The organism is Rhizobium sp. 11_C7_N12_5, assembly GCF_051811145.1.
GTDB lineage: Bacteria > Pseudomonadota > Alphaproteobacteria > Rhizobiales > Rhizobiaceae > Rhizobium > Rhizobium lusitanum.
The window spans coordinates 1193042-1217974 of the sequence record NZ_JBPWPY010000003.1; the positions used below are offsets into that span (position 1 = coordinate 1193042).

Annotated in this window: 26 protein-coding genes and 1 pseudogene; 14 read left to right on the forward strand and 13 right to left on the reverse strand. The window is 59.4% G+C overall.

Translation table 11 applies throughout. From position 1 onward, the window contains the following. The first annotated feature begins 60 nt into the window (after window positions 1–60). The gene (locus AB8B29_RS34930; protein ID WP_037200109.1) at window positions 61–1110 is read left to right on the forward strand and encodes a questin oxidase family protein; all 1050 of its coding nucleotides are present in this window, start codon (window positions 61–63) and stop codon (window positions 1108–1110) included. Beyond that, entirely contained in the window at window positions 1107–2741 is a 1635-nt protein-coding gene (locus AB8B29_RS34935) for an amidohydrolase family protein (RefSeq protein WP_245297508.1), read from the forward strand. The genes AB8B29_RS34930 and AB8B29_RS34935 overlap by 4 nt, the downstream gene beginning before the upstream one ends. Before the next feature lie 234 nt (window positions 2742–2975). On the opposite strand, the gene AB8B29_RS34940 is transcribed toward AB8B29_RS34935, so the two are convergent. The 7 genes from AB8B29_RS34940 to AB8B29_RS34970 form a co-directional block, all read right to left on the reverse strand. Then, window positions 2976–3419, reverse strand: a complete 444-nt coding sequence (locus AB8B29_RS34940; protein WP_037200110.1) for a hypothetical protein — start codon at window positions 3417–3419, stop codon at window positions 2976–2978. A gap of 449 nt (window positions 3420–3868) precedes the next feature. Beyond that, a complete protein-coding gene (locus AB8B29_RS34945) occupies window positions 3869–4666 on the reverse strand; it encodes a maleate cis-trans isomerase family protein (protein WP_037200114.1) in 798 nt (265 codons plus the stop codon). 31 nt (window positions 4667–4697) lie between these two features. After that, on the reverse strand, window positions 4698–5417 hold the full coding sequence (locus AB8B29_RS34950) for an ABC transporter ATP-binding protein (protein WP_037200115.1): 720 nt from the start codon (window positions 5415–5417) through the stop codon (window positions 4698–4700). Then, a complete protein-coding gene (locus tag AB8B29_RS34955) occupies window positions 5414–6172 on the reverse strand; it encodes an ABC transporter ATP-binding protein (protein ID WP_037200116.1) in 759 nt (252 codons plus the stop codon). The genes AB8B29_RS34950 and AB8B29_RS34955 overlap by 4 nt, the downstream gene beginning before the upstream one ends. Further along, window positions 6165–7058: a branched-chain amino acid ABC transporter permease gene (locus AB8B29_RS34960; protein ID WP_037200117.1), complete on the reverse strand. Its 894-nt coding sequence runs from the start codon at window positions 7056–7058 to the stop codon at window positions 6165–6167. The genes AB8B29_RS34955 and AB8B29_RS34960 overlap by 8 nt, the downstream gene beginning before the upstream one ends. After that, complete coding sequence (locus tag AB8B29_RS34965) at window positions 7051–7944, reverse strand: branched-chain amino acid ABC transporter permease (RefSeq protein ID WP_037200119.1); 894 nt, start codon at window positions 7942–7944, stop codon at window positions 7051–7053. Before AB8B29_RS34965 ends, AB8B29_RS34960 begins: the two co-directional genes overlap by 8 nt. Window positions 7945–8027: 83 nt before the next feature. Then, window positions 8028–9122, reverse strand: a complete 1095-nt coding sequence (locus tag AB8B29_RS34970) for an ABC transporter substrate-binding protein (protein ID WP_037200120.1) — start codon at window positions 9120–9122, stop codon at window positions 8028–8030. Between the two features lie 214 nt (window positions 9123–9336). On the opposite strand from AB8B29_RS34970, the gene AB8B29_RS34975 reads away from it, so the two are divergent. The 4 genes from AB8B29_RS34975 to AB8B29_RS34990 all read left to right on the forward strand — a co-directional run bounded on the left by AB8B29_RS34975 (window position 9337) and on the right by AB8B29_RS34990 (window position 12718). Next, complete coding sequence (locus AB8B29_RS34975) at window positions 9337–10584, forward strand: D-amino acid dehydrogenase (protein WP_037200122.1); 1248 nt, start codon at window positions 9337–9339, stop codon at window positions 10582–10584. A gap of 38 nt (window positions 10585–10622) precedes the next feature. Further along, on the forward strand, window positions 10623–10976 hold the full coding sequence (locus tag AB8B29_RS34980) for a RidA family protein (protein ID WP_037200124.1): 354 nt from the start codon (window positions 10623–10625) through the stop codon (window positions 10974–10976). 113 nt (window positions 10977–11089) lie between these two features. Continuing rightward, a complete protein-coding gene (locus AB8B29_RS34985) occupies window positions 11090–11770 on the forward strand; it encodes a GntR family transcriptional regulator (protein WP_037200170.1) in 681 nt (226 codons plus the stop codon). A 3-nt stretch (window positions 11771–11773) separates the two neighbouring features. Beyond that, window positions 11774–12718, forward strand: a complete 945-nt coding sequence (locus tag AB8B29_RS34990) for a DMT family transporter (RefSeq protein ID WP_051964142.1) — start codon at window positions 11774–11776, stop codon at window positions 12716–12718. Between the two features lie 168 nt (window positions 12719–12886). Here the strand turns inward: AB8B29_RS34990 and AB8B29_RS34995 are convergent, their stop codons facing one another. The 3 genes from AB8B29_RS34995 to AB8B29_RS35005 form a co-directional block, all read right to left on the reverse strand. Beyond that, window positions 12887–13261 carry a DUF4260 domain-containing protein gene (locus AB8B29_RS34995; RefSeq protein WP_037200125.1) on the reverse strand — a complete coding sequence of 125 codons (375 nt, stop codon included), beginning with the start codon at window positions 13259–13261 and terminating at the stop codon, window positions 12887–12889. 258 nt (window positions 13262–13519) lie between these two features. After that, window positions 13520–14311, reverse strand: a complete 792-nt coding sequence (locus tag AB8B29_RS35000; protein WP_037200126.1) for an aldolase — start codon at window positions 14309–14311, stop codon at window positions 13520–13522. Between the two features lie 21 nt (window positions 14312–14332). Beyond that, window positions 14333–15034 carry a haloacid dehalogenase type II gene (locus AB8B29_RS35005; protein ID WP_037200128.1) on the reverse strand — a complete coding sequence of 234 codons (702 nt, stop codon included), beginning with the start codon at window positions 15032–15034 and terminating at the stop codon, window positions 14333–14335. Between the two features lie 87 nt (window positions 15035–15121). Between AB8B29_RS35005 and AB8B29_RS35010 the strand changes: the two genes are divergently transcribed. The 3 genes from AB8B29_RS35010 (at window position 15122) to AB8B29_RS35020 (ending at window position 16914) form a co-directional block, all read left to right on the forward strand. Beyond that, the gene (locus AB8B29_RS35010) at window positions 15122–15973 is read left to right on the forward strand and encodes a LysR substrate-binding domain-containing protein (RefSeq protein WP_037200129.1); all 852 of its coding nucleotides are present in this window, start codon (window positions 15122–15124) and stop codon (window positions 15971–15973) included. 360 nt (window positions 15974–16333) lie between these two features. Then, window positions 16334–16534 carry a type II toxin-antitoxin system VapB family antitoxin gene (locus AB8B29_RS35015; RefSeq protein WP_037200130.1) on the forward strand — a complete coding sequence of 67 codons (201 nt, stop codon included), beginning with the start codon at window positions 16334–16336 and terminating at the stop codon, window positions 16532–16534. Continuing rightward, complete coding sequence (locus AB8B29_RS35020; protein ID WP_081938848.1) at window positions 16531–16914, forward strand: PIN domain-containing protein; 384 nt, start codon at window positions 16531–16533, stop codon at window positions 16912–16914. Before AB8B29_RS35015 ends, AB8B29_RS35020 begins: the two co-directional genes overlap by 4 nt. Before the next feature lie 326 nt (window positions 16915–17240). Here AB8B29_RS35020 and AB8B29_RS35025 read toward each other — a convergent pair whose 3' ends face one another. From AB8B29_RS35025 to AB8B29_RS35035, 3 genes are all read right to left on the reverse strand, one after another. Beyond that, complete coding sequence (locus tag AB8B29_RS35025; RefSeq protein WP_037200131.1) at window positions 17241–17906, reverse strand: IS6 family transposase; 666 nt, start codon at window positions 17904–17906, stop codon at window positions 17241–17243. 56 nt (window positions 17907–17962) lie between these two features. After that, window positions 17963–18742: a substrate-binding domain-containing protein gene (locus tag AB8B29_RS35030; protein WP_052224476.1), complete on the reverse strand. Its 780-nt coding sequence runs from the start codon at window positions 18740–18742 to the stop codon at window positions 17963–17965. 92 nt (window positions 18743–18834) lie between these two features. Then, window positions 18835–20133, reverse strand: a complete 1299-nt coding sequence (locus AB8B29_RS35035) for an MFS transporter (protein ID WP_037200132.1) — start codon at window positions 20131–20133, stop codon at window positions 18835–18837. Window positions 20134–20399: 266 nt separating this feature from the next. Here AB8B29_RS35035 and AB8B29_RS35040 point away from each other — a divergent pair, with 266 nt between their 5' ends. The 5 genes and pseudogenes from AB8B29_RS35040 to AB8B29_RS35060 all read left to right on the forward strand — a co-directional run bounded on the left by AB8B29_RS35040 (window position 20400) and on the right by AB8B29_RS35060 (window position 24873). Next, window positions 20400–21065, forward strand: a complete 666-nt coding sequence (locus AB8B29_RS35040) for a response regulator (RefSeq protein ID WP_037200134.1) — start codon at window positions 20400–20402, stop codon at window positions 21063–21065. After that, on the forward strand, window positions 21066–22484 hold the full coding sequence (locus tag AB8B29_RS35045; RefSeq protein WP_037200135.1) for a sensor histidine kinase: 1419 nt from the start codon (window positions 21066–21068) through the stop codon (window positions 22482–22484). Window positions 22485–22559: 75 nt separating this feature from the next. Beyond that, window positions 22560–22649: pseudogene (locus AB8B29_RS35050) on the forward strand (winged helix-turn-helix transcriptional regulator); the annotation flags it as partial. 359 nt (window positions 22650–23008) lie between these two features. Continuing rightward, window positions 23009–23950 (forward strand): LysR family transcriptional regulator, encoded by a 942-nt coding sequence (locus tag AB8B29_RS35055; protein WP_037200136.1) that lies wholly within the window; start codon window positions 23009–23011, stop codon window positions 23948–23950. Window positions 23951–24117: 167 nt separating this feature from the next. Continuing rightward, window positions 24118–24873 carry an SDR family NAD(P)-dependent oxidoreductase gene (locus tag AB8B29_RS35060; RefSeq protein ID WP_037200138.1) on the forward strand — a complete coding sequence of 252 codons (756 nt, stop codon included), beginning with the start codon at window positions 24118–24120 and terminating at the stop codon, window positions 24871–24873. Window positions 24874–24933: the final 60 nt, after the last annotated feature.

Consider the following 24933-nt stretch of genomic DNA (forward strand, 5'->3'; position numbering starts at 1 on the left):
GCACTCCGCTTTCAACAAGGTCAGGCATGAGACGCCGGTTTCAAGGAGGAGTTTATATCCATGGTCCCCAAAGAAAGCACTTCGGACGAACTGGAGACGTTGCTGGCCGGCATGCCGGCATGGGGTTCTGAATTTTCGCGTACATTCGCCAATCATGCGCCGATGGTCCTCGTCGCTTTGGACCGGATCGGCGGCGGGCCGGCTCAGCTGCGGCGGTTCTTCCATCACTACAGAGACGCAAAGCAGCTTCTGCCCTTCGCCCAGCCGTTGAAGCGCCTGGATGGCAAAAGCTGGAAAGCCGCCATCGGAATGCGCGAGCGCGAACCCGATCTGCGCGTCTTTTTTGCCGACGAGGTGACCCGGCTCGGAATACACGGGGCTTTGGAGCTTTATCTTCCCGATCTTGCCGACGGCGTCGCCGCCAGCGCCTTTCACGCGCTGATGCGATCAGCCTATGGCGTGCTTCGCGCCGACGAGACCGATGTCGCCATTGCGCTCGCCTACTGGGCCGCCACCTATCTGCCGCTTCCGGAAGCGCAGGGAACGTCCCCGATCACGCGCGACCCAGCGGAAGTCCTGGCCCTGACAGCTGCGATCAAGCCATTGCATGGCATGGAACTTCACGACCTTCTCTGGCAAAACATTCGCGACGCCGGAAGCGTGCCCGAATTCGCGCCCGTCGTCGATTGGCTCGACATCGGGCCGGATACGATGGAAAAAATGGCGGCGACGGCGCTCGCCATATTTGCCGCAACCCAGCATTTCGCGGCCTTGCACATCATCACCGGGCTGCACTGGATCCGTCTCCTTGAGCCGCACTGCGATGAGGCGACCCTCCGTCGGATGATGCGGGTGTTCTGGCAGGGGATCGCTGCGCTGATGGGCGAGCTCGGGTTTCCCGAGATGCCGGACAGAGCGATCGTCGATCGCTGGCGTCATATCCATGTGCCGGACTGGCCCGAAATGCATGCGATCGCCGCGCAAAGCTACGACGAGCATGATATCAGTCTCGCCTTTTCCGCCAGCGAGGAAATGAAAGTCTATGGCGACCCGCTCTACCGTGTCGTAGTCGCCCGCCGCCTCGGACTAATCGGAGACTACACGAAATGAGCCCGGAAGAGCCGATGTCCGGCGACTGCATCATTGAAGCCGGAACCGTGCTGTGCGGCGTTTTGCCTGACGGCACCATGTCCATGCGCCATGATGTGGGCATCCGTGTCGCTGGCGGCATGATCGCGCAGATCGGGCCTCTTGCCGCCGTTGCCTACGGCAACGACCATCTCGCCCGCTTCGGATCTCCGGACATGATCGCCATGCCGGGACTGGTCAACAGCCACCACCATTTCGGGATCACGCCACTGATGCAGGGCGTACCCTTTGCCCCGTTGGAATTGTGGCTGCCGCAATTCCGGGCGATGCGCCAGATCGATGTCCGGCTGGATACGCTCTATTCCGCGATCGAGATGCTGGAAAGCGGAACGACGACGGTGCAGCATATAAACAGCGGACTTGCAGGCGCACCAGAGAACTGGACGGCCACGGCAAATGCTACGTTGGAGGCCTATAGCGAGATAGGCATGCGGGCCGGCTTTACATTCATGATCCGCGACCGCAACATTCTGACCTATGACGACGACGCCAAGGTGCTGGCCACCCTTCCGGATGCCGTCCGCAGCTGGATCGCGCCCAAACTCGACGCGTCGAACATTCCCATCGCAGAGCTGATGACATTTTACCGCGCGCTCAAAGAAAGCTGGTTCGACGCCCGGCCGGATCATGTCCGCATCAATCTCGCCCCTGCCAATCTGCACTGGTGTACGGACGAATGCCTGCGGACGATTTTCGAGACGGCCCGCGAAACCGATGCGCAGGTCCATATGCACCTTCTGGAAACCGAACGGCAATCACGCTTCGCCCACGATAATTTCGGCCACAGTGCCGTTCAGCATTTGAAGGCGCTCGAATGCCTCGGGCCAAACGTCACGCTCGGGCACGGCAACTGGATGAGCCGCGAGGATCTCGACATCATAGCCGATTGCGGCTGCAGCATGTGCCACAATGCCTCATCCGGCCTGCGGCTCGGCAGCGGCATCGCCCCTGTCAACGAAATGCGCCACCGCGGCATTCCGGTCGCGCTCGGGATAGACCAGTCGAACATAGCCGACGACCGCGACATGACGCTTGAAATGAAGCTGGTCTGGGCACTACACCGCGAGACAGGCCTATGGAACGACCGTCCTGGTGCTGGTGCCGTGCTGCAGATGGCGACCGAGCATGGCGCCAGAACCGTCGGCTTTGGCGGCTTTACGGGCCGGCTCGAACCAGGTCTTCAGGCCGATATCGTGCTCATGGATCGCCGCAAGATCGGAAGACCGCATGTAAACGCCCGCACGCCGGTGGTGGAGAGCGTCCTGCATCGCGGCGGACGGCATGCCGTCACCCAGGTGTTCGTTGGCGGTCGCCTGGTCGTCAATGACGGCAAAGTCATCACGATCGATCGTGAGGCAGTGCTGGCAGAAATCGCCGGACGGCTGGAACGACCAGAAACGCAAGGCGAGCGGCAAGCCTGGGATGCGATCGATGCCCTGCTTCCCCATATCGAGGCATACCACCGCAATTTCACGCCGGCGGCCGGTTATCTCCCCTATCGATATAACGCTATGGCGGAAGAGGAACAAGCTGGCTCCGGAACATCCAACTCCCGAGTGGCGTTAAGACAGCAAACGTTGGTTGGAGGATAGACATGTCTGAGCAAAAGTTGCGGCCGGGGCGATGTCACGTTGTCGTGTGTTTAATGGTTGCAAAATAAGTGGTTGGCATGACCACGCGTACTGTCAGCTATAAGAGACATCGTTTTCCACCGTCGATATCACCCATGCTGTTTGGCTCTATTTCATGTTTCCACTGAGCCGTAGCCGCGAGGTCGTTCGCTGCATTCCTCGCTCTGGCTGCCGTTCGCGTTTGGCTGCCATCATTCACCGGGGGGCCCAAAGCCATGACGCAACCGGAACCTCCCCAGCACGGACATCTTTGTAAGTCGAGCTAATCTTGCTCAGCACCATCTCGTCGTCCGTATCGACCTCGTAGAACGTGCTATCGACCGCTCGGATTATCACCCACGTTTTGTCTGATTGTGTGTGCGGCAAGCCGACGAACTCGCCCCAAATAACCTGTCGCGTATTCTCGGCCAACGCAGCTAAATCAGAGCCCGAAAGCTGGGCATTGTTTTGCGCCAATCCTTCAAGCCGTTCCCCGCCTTCACCTGTAGCCTCAAACCATTCGTGCCCAGGTGTAGACGACTTGACCGTCGAAACGATCCAGTTTGCTTCCAGAGACTTTGGAGCCAAAAGCCGCAGCAAGTCTCTGAGATCAAGAGCAAGGACCTCTTGCTTGAGATCGTAGATCCTAAGAGTTGTCATGACGTCCCCAAATCAAAGCTCGCATCGGCAGCAACACTTTGTCACCTAAGTAACCGCCCGTGTCGGCCTTCTGCTCTGAGTTTCCCAACGCCCGAACGTGACGCCTGAGGGCGGGATGTCCGTCTTAGCATTGGAGAGCTCAGAGACGCTTTTGGCTATCCTGCAAGGATTCCGGCCATCGCGATGAAGTGTGTGTCACTTTCCAAGGGTTCGGCCCAGACCTTGGCGTGCAATTGCCGTGGACTGTGTAGGTATTGATGCTTGCCTCCGTCATTCATCGGCTTTCGGGAGGTCTCAAGTGTCAGTCGAACGGCCGGAATAGGGCGCATAGCCGTCATCGAAAACATTCATCGCAAATCTCCGCATTGAAGGTCTTGAAAGGATGTGTACCGTTGGCCCAGCTAATTTCAGAAACAGAACCTCTGTTCTGATGCATGAATGACGAAGGGTTAGCCGCCTGGCAACGTGAACAACTGACCAAGACCGGGCATTGGCTGACTGTAACCGGCCAGCCGGAGCATGTGCCAGGCGAGCGCATGATTGCTGGATGTTACCGGCTTGCCAAGCTTCGCCTCCACCTGCTCAACGATACGTGCAACCCGCATGCTGGTGCAGGAAACGAAAACAGCATCGCATTCATCCGAGCTTCCCAGCTCGAGAATAGCGCGCTCGATCGAAACCGGCGTGATTCGGGCCACACGATTGTCATCCGGCTCATGGAAGGAGCCCATGACCGGGATATCCATGCCCCTCGCCATCAGCGAGGCGCGCAGGGAGTGGTTAATCTCCGGCATGTAGGGTGTAAGCAGCGCCATGCGCCGGGCGCCGAGCGCCTCCATCGCGGCGCGGACGGCGGTGACCGGATTGGTCACCTTCACGCTTGGCAGAACCTCGTGGACACGCTCGGCGATGCGATCCTCGCCGATGACGAGGGAGCCGGACGTGCAGGCAAATCCGATAACGTCGAATGCCACATCCGGAAGCAAGCCGACCGTGCCGGGGATCTCGTCCGACATTTTCATCAGGTTTGCCGGCGTGATCTCGACATCGCTGTAGAGCCGCGCCTCGTAGAGCGCCACGTCCGACGACGGCAGCGCGAAGCGGAACTCGTCCTCGATCGTCTGGTCCGTTCGAAGCACCAGCAGGCCGAGATTGGCAAGCGTGCCGATGCCGTTATCGATGTCGAAGGATAGACCTTCCCTGTTGACGAGAAGCGGGGTCGTGTCATGCAGTGAATGGATCGTCATGGTCATGTCTCCGGTATGCGTGAGAAGAGAATTAGTGGCTGTCGCCGCCGAGATAGAGCGAGCGCATTGCCGGATCGGCGAGAAGATCGCTGGCTGCACCTTCCATCGCCACGCTGCCGAGCGACAGGACATAGGCGGTGTCGGACACATGCAGCGCCTCGAAAGCGTTTTGCTCGACCATCAGGATCGAAGGACCGTCCCGACGACGGACGTCCGAGATCGCCTCGAAGACATCGTGCATCATCCGCGGAGAAAGGCCGGCCGAAGGTTCGTCGAGAAGAAGGATTGACGGTTCCGAAATCAGCGCCCGCGCCAGCGAGAGAAGCTGTCTTTCACCGCCCGACAGAGCGGATGCACGTCTGTTCTTCTTCGAGGCTAGGCTAGGATATTGGTCAAGAAGCGCATCGAACCGGCGCTCGCGGTCTCGTCGCTCCATCAGCCGGCCGCCGAGCAGGATGTTTTCCGCCACCGTCATGGTGGCGAAGACATTGTCCGTCTGTGGCACGAAACCGACCCGGTGGTGGCGCACCTTGCTGTAGGTCGGCACGTCGGTGACGGCCTCGCCGGACATGCGGATATTGCCTGCCCGCGGCCGGACGAAACCTGCGATGCACTTCAGAAGCGTCGATTTTCCGCAGCCGTTAGGCCCCAGAATGGTGACGATCCTGCCAGGCTCCGCCTTCAATGAAATGCCGTTGAGAATATCCGGCCCATCGCCGTAACCGGCCCTCACATTGGTGACTTCGATCATGCCATCGCCCTCTTCTGTCTGGCATTGCCGAGATAGGCTTCGACGACCTGTTCGTTGGATGTGAGTTCCGACGGCCTGCAATCGGCAATCACCGCACCGCGATCCATCACCACGCAGCGGCTGCAGAGTTCGCGGATGAAATGCATGTCGTGTTCGACGATCAGCAGCGTGATGCGGGCGGCATTGATGCGCCTCAGAAGCCCGATCATGTGCTGGCGCAGATTGGGATGGACGCCGGCGGTCGGCTCGTCGAGGCAGATCATCTCGGGAGACGCCCGCAAGGCCAGCGCGATCGACAGAAGCTTCTTCTGCCCGCCGGACAACGAGGCCGCCGGGAGATGGCGAACATGCGACAGCGCCAGGTCGTCCAGCAGTGCGTCAACCTCCGCCCTGTCGTCTACCTCCCGCCGGAACAAGCTCCGGAACCCGGCCCGCCGTGCCGCTGCCCCATAGAGCAGTTCGGCAACCGTCATCCTGCGTGGCATGGAAGGCAGCTGGAAGGTGCGCACCAGCCCCTTCCGCGCGATCCGGTCCATGCTGCGGCCGGTAATATCTTCGCCGTTGAAGACCACAGTTCCGGCATCGGGAGCAAATATCCCGGATACGAGATTGAGCAGGGTCGACTTGCCGCAGCCGTTCGGCCCGAGCAGCCCGACGACCTCTCCCTGCCCGATTCGGAAACCGACATTTGCCAGGACCTGATTGGCACCGAAGGATTTGGCCACACCTTCGAGCGTGAGTACCGGATCAGACATAGCGGCGCCCTCCCACACGTTCCGGCACGATGCCTGACTGCCGAAACAGAATGAAGGCGATCAACCCGCCGCCGGTCAGAAACAGCCGGCCGGCCGCGACATATTCGGTCGGCAGGCCGATCCAGTCCTTGACAAAAGGGATGAAGGCGAAGGCGAACTGCAGCAGAAAGGCACCGACGATGGCACCGGCATTGTTGCCGAGACCGCCGACCACGATCATCGCCCAGATCAGAAAGGTTTCCGAACTATCGATCTGCTCCGGCCCGACGAAACTGACGTAATGGGCAAACAGAAAACCAGATACCGCCGCCAGCACGCTGGATGCGGCCATCAACTGGCGCTTGAGGGCGATCGTATCGTAACCGAGCGAGGCGGCGAGCTGCGGTTCCTCTCGCATCATCCGGATCGACAGGCCATAACGGCCGCCGATCAGATGGCGGCATAACAACCCGGCGGCAACCACAAGCGCCAGAACAGTGACGAGGATGGCGATCTGCCGCGCCTGGCTGTCCAGACCTGGATAAAGCGGCGGGATGCCGCCGATACCCTGCGCACCACCGGTCAGCCAGTCCTCGTTGGTTGTGACGATGCGGATGACCTCTGCCAGCGCCAGTGTGACGATGCCCCAATAGTCCGCCTGGAGGTTGCGGCCGAAGCTTGCAAAAGCCCAGCCCAGCAGAGCGGCCGCGAACATCGCGAGAACGAAGCCGGAAATCGCACCAAAGTCAAAATGGAAGGCGATCGCCGCACCATAGGTGCCGCAGGCAAACAACGCGATCTGGCCGAAATTCATCAGGCCGCCGAAACCGGCCTGAAGGTTGAGGCTCAATGCGAGCAGTGCGTAAAAGCCGGACATGATAGTGACGTGGACTATGAAATCAGACACGCTTGACCTCGCTGACGAACAGACCGCGCGGGCGCCACAGAAGCGCTGCGACCAGAAGAAGGAAGGAGATCGCGCTGGCATAGGCGACCGGCAGGAAGGCGGCGACCTCTCCCATCAGCGGACCGAGATTGACGGCCGTCACGACCGTTTCCGCAGCTGAGATCAGCAGCGCGCCGGCAATGGCGCCGAACGGATTGCCGAGCCCGCCGAGAATGGCGGAGGCAAAGACCGGCAGCAGCAGGTCCATGCCGACCTGGATGTCGACTTCGCCCTTCAGCGCGATCGCAACGCCGCCGAGCGCCGCCATCACCCCGCTGATCAGAACGATGATGGTCTTCATCCGGCCGGTATCGATACCGGTGGCGTCGGCAAGCACTTCATTTGTCGATGTCGCGCGGATGCAGCGCCCAAGATCGGTGCGGAAATAGAGAAACGCGAAGACCCCAATCGCGGCCGCAACGATGGCGAAGCCGAGAAGCTGCGGTTCGGTGATGCGGGCATCGAGGATGCGGATGGGACGCGAGACCGGCAGCGCAAATCGGCTGGGGTTGGGGCCGACGGTGACGAGGAAGGCGGCGGAGAAGACCATGCTGACCGCCAGCGATCCGATCATCGCCGTCGACGAACCGATCTTCAGCATCCGGTTGAACAGGAATTCGTTGAGAATGACCGCAAGCAAGCCTGTCAGGACGACGGCAAAGATGATCGCGACGCCGACCGGCACGCCTGCCTTCTGCAGCGCGATCGCCAGGACACCGCCGGTCGCGGCATACTGGACGAGCGCGATATTGGGAAACTTCATAAGCGAGTAGACGGCACTCATGCCGATCGCCACGAGCATGAGGTCGCAGGCGCGCATCAGCACGTCGACAAGAAATTGAAACATGATTTTCGTCCGGTTCAATCGGCAAAGATCGGAAGCGCCGGCATCCTATGGGTCTTCCCTCAGGACGCCGGCGCTGACGGTGCTTACTGGGTGGCGATGGCCTTGCCGCTTTCGATCTTCAGGCGAAGATAGGGCTGGGCGCTGCGCTGCCCGTCGGCATCCAATACGATCGGGCCGGTGGCGCCCTCGTAGCTCTTGCCGATTTCGGCAATCGCCGTTTCGATCTTCTGCGGATCGAGCGAGTTCGCCTTGTTGATGGCAGCGGCTACCAGCATGACGCCGTCATAGGCGAAGCCGTTGAAGGTCGAGGTGAAGCCGCCCTTGTATTTGGCCTCATAAGCCTTCTGGTAGTCGGCACCGTTGCCGCCGATATAGTTGAGATCCATGCCGATCTGGCCCTCGACATATTGCGGGTCGCTGTCGGCGGTGCACATGGTCAGATAGAGCCCGTACCATTTCTTGTCGTTGAGGCCGAGTTCGAAGCTTTCGCGATTGATGGTCGCCGATTCCTTGCCATAGGCGGTGTAGACATAGAGATCCGGCGCGCCGGCTCCGAGCTGCTGCAACTCCCGGCGATAGGTCGTCTGCCCTTCCGTATAAAGAACCGTCGAGGTGATGGCGCCGCCGAGCGCCTTGAACTTGGCGGCGAAGGCGTTGGCGATGCCCTGACCATAGGCATTGTTTGGGGCGATGACCGCAACCTTCCTGGCGCCGTCAGCAAAGACGTCCTGGGCGGCAAAAGTCCCGGAGACGTCATCGAGGCCGATGACACTGAAGGTGCCTTTGCCCAGCGTGCGGATCTGGGTGCTGGAACTGCCGATATTGATGTGCGCCCGGCCCTGCTGCAGCAGATATTGCGCAATCGGGATGGTGATGCCGGACGAGAACTCCCCGAGGATGGCGGGCACCTTGTCAACGGTGACGAGCTTCTTGGCCGCATCCAGCGCGGTTGCCGTGCGTCCGCCGGAATCCTCGGTGACGATTTTGAGCGGGTGACCGAGAACACCGCCGCCGGCATTGATCTTCTCCAGCGCAAGTTCCATGCCTCGCCGCTGGTCTTCTCCCTGCGTCGCACTGGAGCCGGAAAGCGGAAGGATTGCGCCGATAACCGCTTCCTGCGCATAGGCTGCCATGGACAGGCCCAGAACGAACACGCCACTCAACAAAATGCTCTTCATGTCACACCCCTCTTGTTTGAGATTTATTGTCGACAATAGAAACGACAATAAATTTTCCCGTCAAGATGCACCGCAACATTTTTTTGCCATGCATCAATAGACAATCCAGTTATTCCCCGGATTCATCCACTTCCGGGAGACGAAAAATCAATATTGACAGCGCGCACTCGGCATATTTATTGTCGACAATAATTTCGACAGAGAGGAAATGATCATGCATGCCTTGATCCTTGGCGGTGGCGTCGTCGGCATCACCACCGCCTATCAGCTGCTTCAGGACGGCCATGATGTGACGGTGCTGGAGCAGGAAAACCAGGTGGCGGAAAGCACCAGCTGGGGGAATGCCGGCATGATCGCACCCGGTCATTCTTTCGTCTGGTCGTCACCCGCCGCACCGAAGATCCTGTTGAAATCGCTTGTGCTGAAGAACCAGGCGCTGCGGTTCCGCCTCTCGGCCGATCCTCATCTCTACGGCTGGTCGTGGCGCTTCCTGATGCAATGCACGGCGCAAAAGGCGAGGTTGAACACGCTGCGCAAGCATCGCCTGGCAACCCATTCGCAGGCCGTCCTGCAGGATGTGGTGGCCCGCGAGGGGATCGCCTATGACCGCACCACGTCCGGCATCATTTATTTCCACCGCAACAAGGCGGCGCTCGACAACGGCGTGCGCAACATGCGGCTTCTGGAAGGTGACGGCCAGCAGATAAGCATCATCGATGCCAACGAAATCGTGCGTCGCGAGCCTGCATTGCTCGGCTCGCGCAACCTCATCGCCGGCGGCATTCTCTGCCCCACCGACGAGACCGGTAGTTCGTCCAAATTCACCAAGGCGCTGGCCGATATCGTCCGCAGCCGCGGCGGCCGCATCCTGACCGGCACCCGCATTCTCAAGCTGGAGCGCCGCGGCAACAGCGTTACCCGTGTCATGACCAACAAGGGCGAGTTCACCGCGGATAATTATGTGCTGAGCCTTGGCAGCGAAAGCCCATTGCTTGCCCGCACGATCGGGCTTTCGCTGCCCATCTACCCGATCAAGGGCTATTCCCTGACGATCCCGATCGCCGATCCCGACCTGGCGCCCAAAGTGCCGGTCCTCGACGAGCACAATCTAGTCGCGATCACCCCGATGGGCGATGCGATCCGCGTCACAGCAACGGCGGAGTTTGCCGGTTACGACCGGTCTCACAAGCCGTCCGATTTCGCCTTCATGATGGAGGTGACGCGATCGCTGTTCCCCAAGGGCATCGCCTATGATCGCGCCCATATGTGGGCGGGACTACGCCCCATGACGCCGGACAACCTTCCGGTGCTCGGCCGCCGGAACATCGACAACCTGTGGCTCAATACCGGGCATGGTCATATCGGCTGGACGATGTCGCACGGATCGGCGCGCATTATCGCCGACCTGATCGCGGGACGAAGCTCTCCTGTCGATCTGGACAGCATCTCTCGCGCCGCCTGACAGCAGCATCCCCATCAACCTACCGAAAAGGAAAAAACATGAACCAGATCACCCGATTTGGCGCAGGCCCCCGCATGTCGCAGGCCGTTGCTTACGGAAACCTCGTCTTTCTTGCAGGCCAGGTCGCCCTGCGTGCGCCCGGCGCCTCTATTGCCGAGCAGACGGCCGATATCCTCGCAAAAACCGACGAACTTCTGGCCGAAGCAGGCTCGGACAAGAGCAAGCTCATTTCCGCATCGATCTGGCTGACGGACATCGCGACATTCAACGAGATGAATGCGGTCTGGGACGCATGGGTGGCGCCCGGTAACGCCCCTGCACGCGCCTGCGTCGAATCTAAGCTTGCAGCCCCGCAATTTACCGTCGAGATTGCCGTTATCGCGGGCATATGAAGCGTTCCCGGTGCGGTCATCCTGGCATGGCCGCACCGGTTTCAATTGACAGGCTGCATGGCATCAGCGCAATTGTCCGACCGTCCTGTCGCCACAACCTCGAGGATCAAGACGTGTTGGCATCGAAACCTGCGAAGACCGGACCTCGTGTCTATGAGGAAATTCGCCGTATGGCGATGGAATACCGGTTCAAGCCGAACGAACGGATCAACGAACTGGAACTTGCGGCAAAGATGCAGGTCAGCCGCAGCCCGATCCGCGAAGCGCTGCAACGGCTCGTGACCGAAGGCTTGATCACGTTTCAGGTCAATCGTGGTTTCTTCTGCCGCGGCTTCGATGTCGAGGAAATCCTCAACCTGACCGATGTCCGCATTCTGCTGGAAGAGCGGGCGGTGCGATTGGCGTCGGAACATGCCTCGGATCTCGAATTGCGGGCGCTGTTCGACTGGTGGCAGAAGACCTCGGCCATGGCGGATGCCCTCTCCAGCGCGGACCTGACGGCCAAGGACGAGGAATTCCACATGCGTATCGCAAAGCTTTCAGGCAATCCCGAGCTTGCCAAGATGATCGAGGGCATCAACACCCGCATCCATTTCGTCCGGCAGATCGAAGTGGAAAAACATCGGCGTCTTTCAACCACCTATACCGAGCACAACAGGATTGCCGAAGCGATGCTGAAACGGGACGGGCAGACGGCGTCGCAGATCATGGGCGACCATATCCGGATCAGCGCCGCCGACGCCACGGAAACGATGAAGGAAGGTCTTGCCCGTATCTTCATGCGGGAAGCCTGAACCATGTCCCTTATCGATGGCACGACCTCGCGCAGCACCTCCTGGACCAATCTCGGCAATCTGCTGGTCGTCTATCTCGTTTGGGGAAGCACGTATTTCGCGGTCAAGATTGCCGTCACTGGACCACCCTCCATCGCGCCGTTGCAATTGCAGACATGGCGGATGTGGTCGGCATCTGCCCTGTTGATTGCGATCGGCCTCTCTCGCACTCGACGCTTTCCCGTTCTTTCGGCAAAACAGATCGTCATCTGTGCGGCCTCCGGCATTCTGATGTGGGTGACGGGCAACGGACTTGCGACGCTGGCATCCCGGCATGCAGCCTCGGGTTTCATCGTCATGGCCATGGGCATGATCCCGATCTGGACAACGCTGATCTCCAGCGTCATCGACCGCACGCCTCCATCGCGCAATGTGGTTGTGGGGCTGGGCATCGGCCTTTCCGGCCTGTTTCTTATCGTCGGGCCGCCGGTCTTCCTGGCCGGTTCAGCATCGGTCGAGACCGGATACGCGGTCTGGCTGGCATTCATTCTCTGCGCCGCAGGCCTGACATGGTCGATCGGCAGCCTGATCCAGAAGCCTTTATTTGCAGCCACTTCGCCGGTCTGGTCTGCCGGACTGCAGACGCTGTCGGCGGCAATCGTTCTGACCGTCATCTGCTGGACGAGCCAGACATCTCTTTTGCCACCGGTTGATATCGCTCCGGTCCAGCTGACGGCATTTTTATATCTGGCGATCTTCGGCTCCGTGGCCAGCCTTCTGGCCTATATTACGGTCATGAAGATCTATCCGCCAACGGTCGTATCCACCTTCGCCTACGTCAATCCGCTGGTCGGCGTCGTGCTTGGATGGGTAGCGCTCGATGAGAAACCGGCGCTTCTCTCAATGATTGGGATTGCACTGATCTTGGCAGGTGTATCGGCGATCATAGTTACGTCCCGACGCAGCTGAAATGTTTACGCTCTGTTTGCTCTTGAAAGCGATACGATGCGACGACCCTGTTATTGCAAATCCTTTCTGCCAATAAATTCGTAAGGCAAACCAAAAACTTGCCTAAAGCGATGATGCTTTTCCGACGGGATCCTGGTCGTAACTGGTCTTGTTAATTCGTATTGTTCTTTAGCGCCGGATTGACTCCAGATGTGTCATGCCAAATCCTTCTGCATATTTGAGCCCGTAGCCGAGCGCTCTGTCTAGGCCGATATGGGCAGCCCATACCAATCCGACGGCCAACGCCACAGGCGCCTGACCAGCCATACCCCAAGCGATCAAAGCGAGCGGTGGGATGTACCAGTGGGCCGCGTTGTAAAGCGCGGCCCCCACCTTTTTCCCGGCTAGGTAGCCGACCATTGACAGGTCGGGGGCCAAGATCAGGACGGCAAACAACCACCAACTGGCATCCAGTTTGGCGTACCAAGCGGTGGCGACAACGAGTACCCCAAGCCCCTCAAGGCGAAGAAGCACCTTTGGTATTCCAGTGACGAAACCAGTCATAACCCTATCTCCAACTGTTATGTCGGAGTGATAACATCGACGATGGGCATACAAAATTGACTAAATTCTACTATCGGCTATTCAAAAATGAATATCTCGGTCTTTGAGACGCTTTGATGATGCCTCTGACTGACCTTTTGATCCGCCGCAAGAAAAAAAGCCGCCGCAATGCCAAGGCAGCCAAACGCCTGGTGCGCAAGCTGCTGAAGGGCTAAAGCCGTGCGCCACGCGTGATGGGTACCGACAAGCTTAACATGATCAGTCTCGATAGTCCGGCGCCTCCCGGTCAAGCACGCGTCGAATACTTGCCAGATGCATGCGCGCACTTTCCGGATCCCCTTCGCGCATCTGCCGCGCCGCTTCGGCAGCAACATGGGGCAAAACCGGCAGCAGTTTGCGGCCCGACCCCATTGCTTTCAGCTGAACTTCGGCAGCACGTTCGAGATAGTAGAGATCATCCCATGCTTCGGCGATATTGGGCGCACAGACCATGACACCATGGTTCTTCATAAACAGGATATCCTTGTCGCCGAGCACCGCTGCGATCCTGTCGCCTTCGCTTTCGTCCAGCGCCAGACCGTTGTAATTCTCATCCACCGCAACACGGCCATAGAACTTGAGCGCGGTTTGCCCTGCCCAGACCAGCGGTTCGCCTTCCACCATGCTGAGCGCCGTTGCATTCGGCATATGGGTATGAAAGGCAGCCCCCACCCGAGGGGCCATCTTGTGAAGGCGGGCATGGATGTAGAAAGCGGTCGCTTCCGGCACGCCGTCGCCGGCGACCACATTGCCCTCGAAATCGCAGATCAGCAGTGATGAAGCCGTTGCCTCCTGGAAGGCCCAGCCAAGACGGTTGACGATAAAGAGATCGGGGTGGCCGGGAACGACGGCCGAGAAATGGTTGCAGATCCCCTCTTCCAACCCCAGCCGCGCCGCCATCCGCAGACAGGCAGCCAGATCAACCCGTGCCTGCCATATCTCATCGGTCTCCAGCGAGACATTGCGGCGAACAGCGGCATTTGCCTTTGAGACATTCAGTTCGTGAGCCATGGTTATCTCCACCTCCTTAAGTTATATCCAGCCCGCTGCGGCAAGGACGGCAGGCACCCTGCCGAGGGTCGGCACGATTTCGTTCGGGTGGTAGTCAGCGAGCGGCTTGCGGCCTGTTCCGCGATCGACCCAGACCGTACGAAAGCCGAGTTCGCGCGCCGCCGCAAGGTCGAGATGCGGGCTGGCGCAGATATGCACCAAATCCTCCATACCGATGCCCAGGGTTTTCCAGGCATGATGGAAGATCTGCCGGGATGGCTTGTAGGCCCCGGCCTGCTCAGCGGTGATGACGCGGTCGATAAAGCCACCAAGTTGGGCGACATTGCCGGCAATGATCGCGTCGTCTGTATTCGAGATAATCGCAAGGCGGAAACCCGCGGCCTTCAGCTTTTCCAACGTTGCTACGATTTCTGGAAACGGCGGCATCTTGCCGATCGAGGATGTCAGGATCCCGGCATCCGCAGGCGTGAACTGGAGGTCGAATTCAACCATGGCCCGCTCCAGGGCAAGGGCACTGACCGCGGCAAAAGTTCGGTGAGGACGCTCCTCTTCCAGCGCATGTTCATAGCGGTCATAGACCGTAATGAAAGCCTTGTGATCGATATCGCGACCTTTCGGGGATAATATCCGGTCCACCGCTGCAAGCAGCCCTTCGTCCCATTGGATGAGGGTTCCGTAGCAATCAAAGGTCAACCATGTTGGTCTGGCTCCAGGCAGTGTCATCTCTCGTCTCCTTCGGTTTCCCGAGGTTGACAAAAGCTGAACCAATTGAGAAATTAAATCTCATCATCATCTTCATCGAGAAATCAAATGAGCCTGGGCTTCGATCTGGATCTCTTGAGAACCTTTGCTGCAGTTGTCGACTGTAGCGGCTTTACCAAAGCGGCCGAACGGGTGCATCTGACACAATCGACGGTGAGCCAGCAGATCAAGAAGCTGGAGGTCAATTTGGGCACCTCGCTGCTACGTCGGGGTAAATCGACCGGAACCGTTGAAACCACGGAAGCCGGCGAGTTGCTGCTGAGCTATGCCCGTAGAATACTCGCCATGGCAGATGAGGCTGCCGAGGTGATGCGAAAACCTCTGGCACCGCGAACCGTTCGCCTCGGCGTACCGGAGGATTTTGCCGGGCGGCGCCTCATTGATCTGCTGTGGGGATTTTCGACCGCATCGCCACATATCAGGCTCGACACAGTTAGCGGTTGGAGCATTGAGCTTCGTCGCCTGCTTGATATGGGCGAGATCGACCTCGCGCTGATCAAGCGCGAGCCCGGAGATGGGGCTTGTCTCGCGAGCTGGAAAGAAGAACTGATATGGGTGGAGAGCGCCGCCCGTTCTGTCGAAGCGGATCCAGTGCCACTCGCGGTGTTTCCCGTCGGCTGCATCTATCGGGATCGTGCCATCCGAGCGATGGAGCGCAGCGGTCGTCGCTGGCGGATCGCCTACACCAGCCAGGGTTTGATGGGGGTGCAAGCAGCCGTCGCTTCCGGTCTTGGAATCAGTCTCCTGCCTTCCGATGCCATACTTCCTGAACACCGAAAACTCGGGCCCACGGATGGGTTCGACGATCAGCCCCCGTCTGAGATGGCACTGGTGAAAGGACGGGCGAGCCTCTCGACAGAAGCCCAGTCCGTCGGGAAATTTCTTGCGAATATCTTGTGATAGTGGTGTCCATTCGACCGCTGCTCGCGTGCCGTTCGCAGCCAAGGAGCCCGCGCAAGTGGCGGACGTACCCGAAGTTTACCCGCAAGCCCGGAGGCACGCGATCCGGCGAGGAAACCACCGAGGTGATATTGACGAAAGGGAATTCCATTTCCATGTCAGTCGATGTCGCAGGCCAAGAGCGAGGCGCACACAACTGCAAGGCGCGTACGGTGATTATCGGCCGCCTTGAACCAATTTGAACAGCGGCCCCCCTTTTTCTGGATTGAAGGCGATGCCTGCCTGCGTTAAGCAGAAATGAGGCGTAGATTTTATCACCAACTGGTGCTATTTTAGATGCTTCAATAAGGGATTCGACTATTGCGATCTACTATCAATCTTGATGACGCACTCATGGATAGGGCGAAATCATTGACCGGGACCAAGGAAACCGCGGCGGTCGTTCGCCAAGCATTGGAGACGCTTGTTCGTGTAGAGTCCGGAAAACGCCTCATCGCGCTCGGAGGAACCATGCCGGACGCCGAGGCACCTCCGCGCCGCCGGAGCGCGACAGTTAAGTGATACTAGCTGACACTTCGATCTGGATTGATCATTTCCGATCTGCTGACGCGGAGTTGCGCAGGATTATTGAAGATGATCGACTGCTCTGCCATCCGTGCGTGATCGGCGAGCTGGCTCTTGGCAGCCTTCGGGATCGCAGTGACGTGATAGCTTTCCTGTCGGCCCAGCGCGGTGCAGTCGTCGCAACACATGACGAAATCATGATAATGATCGATCGACATGGTATTTTCAGTATGGGCATTGGCTACACGGATGCTCACTTGCTGGCGTCCGTTCTTCTTGACCACAAAGTGTCCTTATGGACCAAAGACAAGCGTCTGCGGGCAGCAGCGAAAAAGGCACAAGCCTCACTGCATATCCCGGTCAACGCGCCTCACTAATGCTGATGCCATAGGTCTAGTGCTTCAGATAGGTTTTGCGAACCCCTGCTCTTGATGAGACCAGAACCGATGATCCCGCGATTGAAATTTCAATATCAATCCTAATTAAAGAAGCGATATCAGCGATTTACGACCTTCCAAATAGGTAATGGAACTTATGGAACTCTTGCTCTCCGGAGATCTACCATGGTGCCATCACCCGCATTTCACATCGCTCATCGGAACAGAAACGAATTCCAAATTCACGCAGGCGTCAAACTTTATGGGGCACTGTAAAGTTATCGGTCTCGGGTTAAAGTGCGGCACGAGGTCTGTGATCAAGCGACCTACAGATGGGCGATCTCGCTCCACATCTGCATCGCGGCCGCTCGCACCTCGCGACAATGGGCAGAAGGAGTGTCTTGGCGCGGGATATGAAACAGGTTGGCAAAATCCGGATCATGGATGGAGACGAAGCGTTGTAGATGTCGCTGCGACTTGAAGCGCTTCATGATCCGCTCTCGTCGCCGGATCGGCTGATGGGAATTCTCCGCCCGATTGTTCTGCCCTTTGTGAGAACGGTGCTCGACGCCGGGCATGATCTCCCGCTTCGCCGCGTCATAGGATCGAAGCTTATCGGTGATCATGACGCGCGGGGTAGAACCTTGCCCTTTCAGAAGCTTGCGTATCAAACGCTTTGCAGCCTTGGCATTACGGCGGCTTTGGATCAGAACGTCGAGGACGAAACCATCCTGATCCACGGCGCGCCGGAGCCAGTGTTTCTTTCCCCGAATGGTGATGACCACCTCGTCGAGGTACCATTTGTCACCGAGCCTGCCGGCTGATCGCTTGCGGATATCATTGGCGAAGCACCTGCCAAATTTCTCGGCCCACAGTCCTACGGTTTGGTGAGAGACGATGACACCACGGGCTGCCAGCATATCCTCTACCATGCGCAGGCTGAGCGGAAACCGGTGACGACGATAGAGAGGATCACGTGCAGATCTGGTCATGCCGCCAGATCCCACATTTTGATCGATGCTCGGTTAACGTTACGGTGCCGCCCGGATTACTTGGCCGCAGCCTTGCCGAGCGGCTCCATACCGCTGCCGCGGATGACGGCGGCGTTGGCGGGATCGGCGAGGAAGTCGATCAACGCGCGGGCGGCCGCTACGTGATGGGATCCTTCAACCACGCCCGCCGAGAAGACGGTGATCTTCTGCAGGTCGCCGGGCACCTGACCGATGAGCTTGATGCCCGTGATCGGCTTCAACTCGGACACCTGCTGGAAGCCAATCTCATATTCGCCCGACGCCACGACCGAACCGACCGGCACAGCCGGGATCATCTTGGCCTTGCCGGCCATTTCGGCCTTGATGCCCAGTTTGTCGAACATTTCCTTTTCGATATAGACGCCGGAGGCACTGTCCGAATAGGCGACGGATTTGGCACCGAGAAGCGCTGTCTTCAGCGCTTCGGGCGTGCTGACGTCAGGAGCCGGCGCGCCTTCCTTGACGACAATGCCAATGCCGGACTGGGCCAGCGGCATGCGCGTATCGGCAATGACCTTTTTGTCCGCAATCAGGTTGTCGAGCGCCTCGCCAACCATGATCAGGACGTCGATATCTTCATTGCGGGCCAAGCGCTGCGGCACAGCATTCTTGGTCGTGCCCATCGATGGGCCCCATTGGGAGACGACCTTGTTGCCGGTCCGCTTCTCGAATTCCGGAATGAGTTCCTTGTAGGCGGCAGCGAAACCACCCGAGGAAACGACGTTGATCGTATCGGCAAATGCACTGGGGGCGACAACCAAAAAGAAGGCGGCGAAGGCCGCTGCGATGCGTTTCATCCCAAAAACTCCTCTTTGTTGGGATTGAATTTCAATGAAAGAGACTGAGTGAAGAGAGCGGGACAGAAAATGGCGCCGTCCCGCGTCGTCTGTCATGCCTTGGCGGTGATGGCGCTGGCCCGCGCGCCGTCCGTCACCTTGCGGTAGACCAGAAGCGTCGCCACCAGACCGCAACCGCCTGCAAAGGCGAGCCAGTAGCCTGGAGCTGCCTTGTCGCCGGTCTCCTGGATGAGCCAGGTGGCGATGGCTGGCGTAAAGCCGCCGAAGATCGCCGTCGCCAGTGAATAGGCAAGCGAGAAGCCCGCTGTCCGCACGATCGGCGGCACGATCTCCGTCAGGGCAACCACCATAGCGCCATTATAGCTGGCATAGAGGAAGCTGAGCCAGAGTTCGGCGATCAGCATGCGCTCGAAGCTCGGTGCGGCGACGAGCCAGGCGATGGCCGGGTAGGCTGTCACGAGCGAGAGCGCCGAAAAGACCACGAGTACGGGCTTGCGGCCGATGCGGTCGGAAACAGCGCCCATGACCGGCAGCCAGAAGAAATTCGATAGGGCAACGCAGAACGTCACGAGAAGACTGTCGGTCTCCGAAAGCTTCAGGACGCTCTTACCGAAGGTCGGCGTATAAACGGTGATGGCATAGAACGAGACCGTCGTCATGACGACCATCAGCATGCCGAGCAGAACGATGCCCCAGTTGGTGGCCAGCGTCTGGTAGAGCTGCGTCATTGTCGGGCGATGTTGACGGGCGGCGAATTCCTGCGTTTCTTCGAGCGAGCGCCGGATATAGAACAGGAACGGTACAATGCCGCAGCCGATGAAGAACGGTATGCGCCAGCCCCATTCCGACATCATGGTCGGTGGCATCAGGGAGTTCAGCGCATAGCCGAGGACGGCCGCGACCATGATGGCAACCTGCTGGCTGCCCGACTGCCATGATACATAGAAGCCTTTTTTGCCGGGCGTCGACATCTCCGCCAGATAGACTGAGACGCCGCCGAGTTCCACACCCGCGGAAAAGCCCTGCAACAGGCGGCCGATTAGAACGAGAAGCGGTGCGAAGAGACCGATCGTCTGGACGCCGGGCACGAAGGCAATGAGCACGGTGCCGAGCGCCATGATGCTGAGCGTGACGATGAGGCCCTGGCGGCGGCCGATCTTGTCGACATAGGCCCCGAGAAAGATCGCTCCGAGCGGTCGCATCAGAAAGCCCGCGCCGAAGGTCATGAAGGTCAGCATCAGCGATGCAACTTCATTGTTCGACGGGAAGAAGGTCTTGGAAATGTTGCTGGCATAGATGCCGACGAGGAAAAAGTCGAACATTTCAAGGAAATTGCCGCTTGTCACGCGCAATACGGTGCCAACGCGGGATGAGCGTGTACTTACTGTCATGGTTGTCTCTCCCTATGCATGAGACCTACCCAGCTTGGGGTCCTCCGGTCTCCATGCGAACGGTCGCGCGTCACTCGTGTTAGCCCACGCCGCTTATCGACGGCAGGCCGCGACATGCCGCTTTACCAAACTCATTTCCAACCGCTTACATCGGATTTCCTGTCACCATCCTGTCACGCCGCCGGAGCGGCACGAAATTGTCTTGTCGCGGACCCATCCTCCGTGCTTGATCTAGGCCGAAGCAAATCGTGACCACGGAGGAAGGCATGCGGGTCCTCATTGTGGAGGATGACCCGTCGTTGGCGCGCGGGATCGTGGCGGCCCTTGTGGTCGCCGGCTATGCGGTTGATCGTGTCGACAATGGCCGCGACGGTCTCTCCGCAGCCCTTGAGGAAGACTATGCGCTCGTCGTGCTCGACCTCGGCTTGCCCGAAATGGATGGGCTCACGGTTCTGAAAGCGTTGCGGCAGGCCGGTTCGACAACGCCGGTGATGATCCTGACCGCGCGCGATGCCATTCCCGACAGGGTCGCCGGGCTCGACGTGGGAGCCGACGACTATCTGACCAAGCCCTTCGCGCTCGAGGAATTCGAGGCCCGCGTGCGCTCGCTCGTCCGGCGCGGCCAGAACCAACCCAGCCCGATGTTGACCGTAGGCGCTCTATCGATTGATCGTAACTCCAGCACGGTAACGCTCGCCGGACGCACGCTCTTCCTGCGTCCAAGGGAATATTCAGTCCTAGTTCTTCTTCTCAGCCGCGCAGGCCAGGTCGTGCAGAAGGAGCGGCTCGCCTCGGCGATTTCGAATTTCGACGATGCCCTCACGCCCAATGCCGTGGAACTGCATCTCGGCCGCCTGCGCAAGAAGCTTGAGCCGCATGGCCCCAATATTCGCACAATCCGTGGGGTCGGCTATATTCTCGAGGTCGAGTGAATGGACGCGAGCGCCGCGCCGTCCATCCGTCGGCGCCTTTTGCAAAATATGGTGTTGCCGGTCGCTGTGTTGGCGATCGTTTTCGGCATCGGCGGCGCATTTCTCATCCATAGCGTCGTGAGCCTGACGCAGGATCGCCTACTTGATGCGGCGCTCGTCTCTATCATCGATCGGGCGACGGCACGGGGGCCGGCGCATTTCGACAACACGGTGGCGCAGGGCGCCATCGAGATCCTGGGCGGCGAGACAGATGACACATTTGCCTTTTGCATATCCGACGATGCCGGCTTTCAGCGAGGCGACCGGGAGCTCTGTGCGCTGGACACGCGCCCCGCGCCCCTCGGCCGGATCACGCATGTGCCGGCCGATCTAAGTGACAACCAGGTGCGGATCGCGATGACGAGCCGCACCATCGAAGGCTTTGCACGTCCGCTCACCTTCAGAATGGCGGAGACGCTTAATAGCCGGCTCAATATGGAAGCGCGGATGCTCGTCGTCCTCGTGTTTTTTGAAGCCGTTCTCCTGAGTGCTGCCGCCATTCTCTCCTATCTGGCCATTTTGCGCGGGCTTCTGCCGCTCACCGAGATCAGTCAGGAGCTTCTGGGACGGGCGCCACCGGGCGCCATCCCCTTTGCCCGCATCGATACCGCACGGGTGCCTGAAGAGGCCGTCGATCTCGTCTCGGCGATCAACACGTTGATGGAGCGGCTGGATGAAACGATCGCCGGCGTGCGCGATTTTACCGCCGATGCCTCTCATCAGTTGCGCTCGCCGCTGGGCGGTATCAAGCTGCATCTTGAGCTTCTGGAGCGGCAGGCTGTAGGCCAGGACAATCTTCTGGCAACGCTCGGCGAAGCGCAGAACGGTGTGACGCGCCTGCAACGCACGCTTCAGCAGTTGATCGTGCTGGCGCGAGTCGATGCGAAAAGCGGCGCGGTCGATCTAGATCAGCGCGTCGATCTCGCCCGCCTTGCCGCCGACGTCCTGGCCGAGCACGTCCCCAAGGCTCTGAACCGCAATGTCGACATCGTGCTCGATGCGCCGGACGACCCCATCAACGTCACGGGCAATCCGCTGCTTCTCAGGGAAATCATTGCCAACCTTGTCGATAACGCGATTGCACACAGTGCCGAAGGCGGTTGCGTAACGGTGCGCGTGATGCTGGACGCGACGACCGGGACAATCGCGGTTGAGGATGAAGGGCCGGGTATTCCCGAGGAGGAACGTAGTCGTGTCTTTCAACGCTTCTACCAGATTGCCCGTGGCGACGCGAAGCCGGGTTCGGGGCTCGGTCTTGCGATCGCGCGCCGTATCGCCGATCTCCATGGCGGCTTGATCACTCTCGGCGAGACCGCTTCGGGCCACGGCTTGAGCGCCCGGCTCAGCCTGCGCCTCTTTCAATCGAAGTCGCTGGACTAGGAACGCGAGCCAGTGCTGTGAGGGCCAGCGCGCATCGGCCCTGCAGACAGATATCAGATGCTATTAGCTTGATTCCGGGACGGACGCATTTCCAACATCGACGTGGCGAAAGAAGTTGGGCTGTCTCCTTCGCCATGCTTGCGCCGAGTCCAGTTCCTGGAAGAGGGGTTAGAACAGGAGCTGCCCTCGCTTGCGATAATCGGCATGGGGCTGTGCATAAACTTTCCGCTTCTTCTCGCCCTCCAGGGTCCCTCAGCGATGATGCCTGCACTATGTCTGATTAAGGCATTCCGAAACGATAGTTTCTAGGACCGCGTTAGCCCTCAGTGCATACTACTCCAACCCATGCGGTTGATGGATTGTGAACCTTCACTCCGTTAGAAAAGATCTAACATTATTAGTCACTTTCGTTCCACATCCCATCGAACGGCGCAAATTTATCCGCCTTTTTCAAGAACCTGCATAGTGCTCGTCGCCGACCAAGTGTAGATGAAGAATACCTTCACCTATCTGTCAGGTCTCCCGTGGATCAGCTACTTGCTATTCGAACATTTGTCCGCGTCGCCGAAGCTGGCTCCTTCGCCAGGGCGGCTGACACGTTGAACCTGCCCCGGTCCTCCGCCAGCAAGCTCGTGCAGGATCTCGAGGCGCATCTAGGAACAAAGCTCGTAGAGCGCACGACGCGATCAGTCACGATGACCACCGAGGGCGCCGCCTATCACGAGCGCGCGCTCAAGCTCCTCGCCGATCTCGATGACATGGACGGCACTGTCGCTGGTTCGCGTAGTGCGCGTAAGGGAAAGCTGCGCGTCGATATTGGCTCGGTGCTTGCAAATCAAATCCTTATACCTGCGCTCTCCGATTTTCAGCACCAGTACCCTTATATCGACCTCTTGCTAGGCGTCGGCGATCGCCCCGCCGACCTCATCAGCGAGGGGATCGATTGCGTCATTCGCGGCGGAGCCCTCGGTGACTCGTCGATGAAGGCGCGGAAGCTGTGCGAACTGGACTACGTGATTTGCGCGTCGCCCGCCTATCTGGATGGCATGGAGTTGCCGGAGCGGCCTGGTGATATCGAGAAGCATCGGATCGTCAGTTATTTCTCAGCGTCATCGGGAAAGCGGTTTCCATTGCGCTTTCAGCGCGGCGAAGAGCGAAGCGAGTATCTCCCAACCTCCAGCGGCATTTCTGTCAACGAGAGCACCGCGCACCTGAACGCGCTGCTCGCAGGACTGGGGATCGGCCAAAGCTTCGGTTTCCTGGCACGGCCTCATTTCGAGAGGGGGGCGCTGGTCGAACTGCTGCCCGACTGGAAGCCGGACAATCATCCCCTGCACCTCGTCTATCCCGCTGATCGATTTCCAAACCCGCGGCTGCGCGCCTTCACGGAATGGGCGGCAAAGGTATTCGAAGCCGTCGACGCGCGACGCAATGTGACGACGCAGACCATCCATCCACATGGATAATGTCTCTACCCTGAGCGGCTTCTCACTGCCGATCTGACGAACTAATTTCTCCTCATCGGACGGCGACGAGGCCAACGGCCAACGCCACCTCCCGAACAGTTTTAGATTTTCAACAGGCCGCGCATTCGGGCTGAACCCTTCTGCGCGCCCAGCATCAGGAGAATAAAATGACCAACAGGCTTGAAAACAAGATCGCCGTCGTCACCGGAGCAACCAGCGGCATCGGGCTCTCGACCGCCAAGCTCTTTGCCGCCGAAGGCGCACGCGTCTACATCACCGGCCGCCGCAAGGACGCGCTCGACAAGGCAGTGGCCGAGATCGGCCATGGCGCGGTAGGCGTCCAGGCCGATTCCTCCAGCAACGATGATCTCGACAAGCTGTTCGCCCAGGTGAAGGCGGAACAGGGACGCCTTGACGCCCTCGTCGTCAACGCCGGCGGCGGCACCATGCTGCCGCTCGGTCAGATCACCGAGGAGCAGATCGACGACACCTTCGGCCGCAACGTGAAGGCCGTCATCTTTACGGTTCAGAAAGCGCTACCGCTGCTCAGCAAGGGCTCGTCGGTCGTGCTGACCGGCTCGACCGCCGGCACGGAAGGTACGGCTGCCTTCTCTGTCTACTCCGCTTCCAAGGCCGCCGTCCGCAACCTGGCCCGCTCCTGGGCGCTTGACCTGAAGGGCACCGGCATCCGCGTCAACGTCGTCTCGCCCGGCGCAACACGCACCCCCGGCCTCGTCGAGCTTGCCGGTGACGACAAGGAACAGCAGCAGGGCCTGCTCGACTATCTCGCCTCACGCATCCCGCTCGGCCGCGTCGGCGAATCCGAGGAGATCGCCAAGGCCACCCTGTTCCTGGCTTCCGACGATGCGAGCTTCGTCAACGGCGCCGAGCTCTTCGCCGACGGCGGCCAGGCCCAAGTCTAACTCCCGCAGCGGGAGCGGCCAACAGCCGCTCCCCATTCTCATTCTCATTCTCAAGGAGAG